A 2380-nucleotide genomic window follows, 5' to 3' on the forward strand; every position below is an offset into this window, starting at 1 on the left:
GTCTAACATCAATTTAAAAATGTGAGGTGAGTAGAAAGTTGGACGAGAGACATACAGGGGTTTACTACTGTATATACAGGTGTTTTTCACGGACAGTGGTTTGTATACAGTGGAAGAGGGCTGATAACCGATGCGACATGCTATGTAGGATAGGAGGGAATACGAGATAGAGATTGGAAATAGGCTTGGGAGATCAAAAAAGCGCCTTATAAAAGGCGCTTTTGAAAATCAGTTCCATTGATTCCGTCTTGCTTAGCTCGCTCGTTGCAAACGTTCGCGCATTTGCAATTCGCCTTGGTTAAATAGGCGCACGTCGATTTTTGCCATATCGTAACAAGCTTTACATGAGTAGTGGTGCTTGCCATCTAAATAATCGTGACGAGTTACAAGACTAGGTTTTTTACACCAATCACAGGTGCCTTCTTCAGTGAACATTGATTTTCTCCCCACCTAGATTAATTTGAGTCGTTAGGTGTTATTTTGCGCCAGGCATTATGGCATAAAAGCGCGACTTAAGTTAAATGTCTGTTAATTTCTTTGAGAGGGAGATCGATTGCGGTGTTTGATTATATGGGAATAAAAGCATGGTAGCCAAAGTATCCTGACCTATTTTTACTGTTTTGTAACATTTTGTGAGACGAGCTTAAAGGCATGATTGAGTCGCTTCATTTCTTCTTCACTGCCCCTTGTGTCAGGATGATAAAGCTTTGATAACTGTCTATAGCGTAGCTTGATTGCCTGTAAATCAGGGATGGTTTGTGGTGTGTAGCCAAACATAGCACACGCGACGCTTAGCTTATGGTTTTCTGCCTGAGTTTTGGATTTCTTAAATTCTCTGAATACTTTCTCTAACTGACGCTTCAGTTGCTTGTTCGTAAACTCTAGCTCTTTTATTTTTTCCGCCATTCGTTGATTTTGGCTTTCCCCTTTGGCTTCACGCGCTTTTCTATTCTGCTTGAGTTTTTTGATCACGAGGAAACTTAAGCCGCTGATGATGAGTATCGCCGCTAGCCAAATCAGCCATAGAAACGGCGAGTGTTCTACTTTGGGGTTTGCAACTGTGCTTTTCTCTTCCTGTGCTTGCTCCGCCTTTTTATCGAGCGACTTTATTTGCGAGACTTGTTTAGCTCGCAGTTGGTTGAAGCGCTGCTCTAACAGTTGATTATAAGCCTGTTCTGCTGCTGGATTATGCTGAGAAGCCATTTGATACAAGGCTTCAGTCAATTGAGATGCTGTGACCTTATCTTGATTGCGCTGAATAAAGTTAGCGAGAAGAAAGCCCCGATCGGTTGGGTCATTGAGTGCGATAGAGGTTAGCCAATATAACGCTTGTGTTTCATTTTTTTCGCCATTTATCCCTTTAGCAAAGTCGTTCGCGAGCTGTTTTTGCGCAGGGAGGTAACCTTGGTTGGCGGATTGCTCTAGCCAGTAACGCGTTTCTGGTGAGGCTTCAGCTTTGTGTGATGCCAATAATTGCTGTGCATACTCATATTGTTCGATGGGGTCAATTGGAGCTTGAGAGGCAAGCGAGTAACCAGAAAAGCTGAGGCTAAATAAGCAGAGTAGGGCAGACGTTTTGACAGACATTAATATGTCAGGCCTAACGATAATGGTTAGGCCTGCTCCGGTAATTTTTTATTATTACCGTTATGGTGCAACCAAATTACTTCAGTGGCAAGATCTGGATTTCAACACGACGGTTGCACGCACGACCTTCAGAAGTTTGGTTTGAGCAAATTGGGTTACGTTCGCCGTAGCCGCGTGCAATTGCACGACCAGGTGCAACGTTTTGAGATACTAGGAATTGACGTACGGACTCTGCACGGCGCTCTGACAACGTTTGGTTGTATGACTCACTACCTGTGCTATCCGTGTAACCGTCAATAACGAGACTGGTATCTGGGTACTCAACTAGGATGCGAGCAACACCGCGTAGAGTATTATGGATACTAGCATCAAGCTGGTAAGAGCTTGAAGAGAAGCCGATACCGTTTTCCATACGCAGTAAAAGCTGATTTTCACCAACACGCTGAACTTGTACGCCAGAGTTTAGCAAAGCGCGACGTAACTCCGCTTCTTGTTGGTCAAAGTAGTAACCAACGCCAGCGCCAGTCGCTCCGCCTGCGGCTGCACCAATGAGTGCATGCTGACGACGTTCTTTAGCATCATCACCCGTTGCTAGGCCGATTGCTGCGCCAGCGATCGCACCAATAAGCGCGCCTTGCGTGGTGGAGTTAGTTTCGTATTCACCCGTTGTTGCATTTTGGCGTTGAGTGGCTTGACAGCCAGTAAGAGCTAGCACTAGAGCTAGTGCAATAGGCATCTTTTTCAAGGGAAAATCTCCGTATAAAACTGAGGCGAAACCATGCCTCATAATGGG

General features: G+C 44.9%; 3 protein-coding genes. All 3 read right to left on the bottom strand.

Annotation, left to right across the window (positions count from 1 at the left end; translation table 11 throughout):
- Nucleotides 1–252: 252 nt before the first annotated feature.
- Nucleotides 253–435, bottom strand: a complete 183-nt coding sequence (locus tag CAG68_RS04765; protein ID WP_005377960.1) for a hypothetical protein — start codon at nucleotides 433–435, stop codon at nucleotides 253–255.
- 177 nt (nucleotides 436–612) lie between these two features.
- Nucleotides 613–1587 (bottom strand): J domain-containing protein, encoded by a 975-nt coding sequence (locus CAG68_RS04770; protein ID WP_054574051.1) that lies wholly within the window; start codon nucleotides 1585–1587, stop codon nucleotides 613–615.
- 76 nt (nucleotides 1588–1663) lie between these two features.
- Nucleotides 1664–2323, bottom strand: coding sequence for an OmpA family protein (locus CAG68_RS04775; protein WP_005377956.1), 660 nt, complete (start codon nucleotides 2321–2323; stop codon nucleotides 1664–1666).
- Nucleotides 2324–2380: the final 57 nt, after the last annotated feature.

The organism is Vibrio sp. V42_P2S4T144 (assembly GCF_009904715.1).
GTDB lineage: Bacteria > Pseudomonadota > Gammaproteobacteria > Enterobacterales > Vibrionaceae > Vibrio > Vibrio alginolyticus.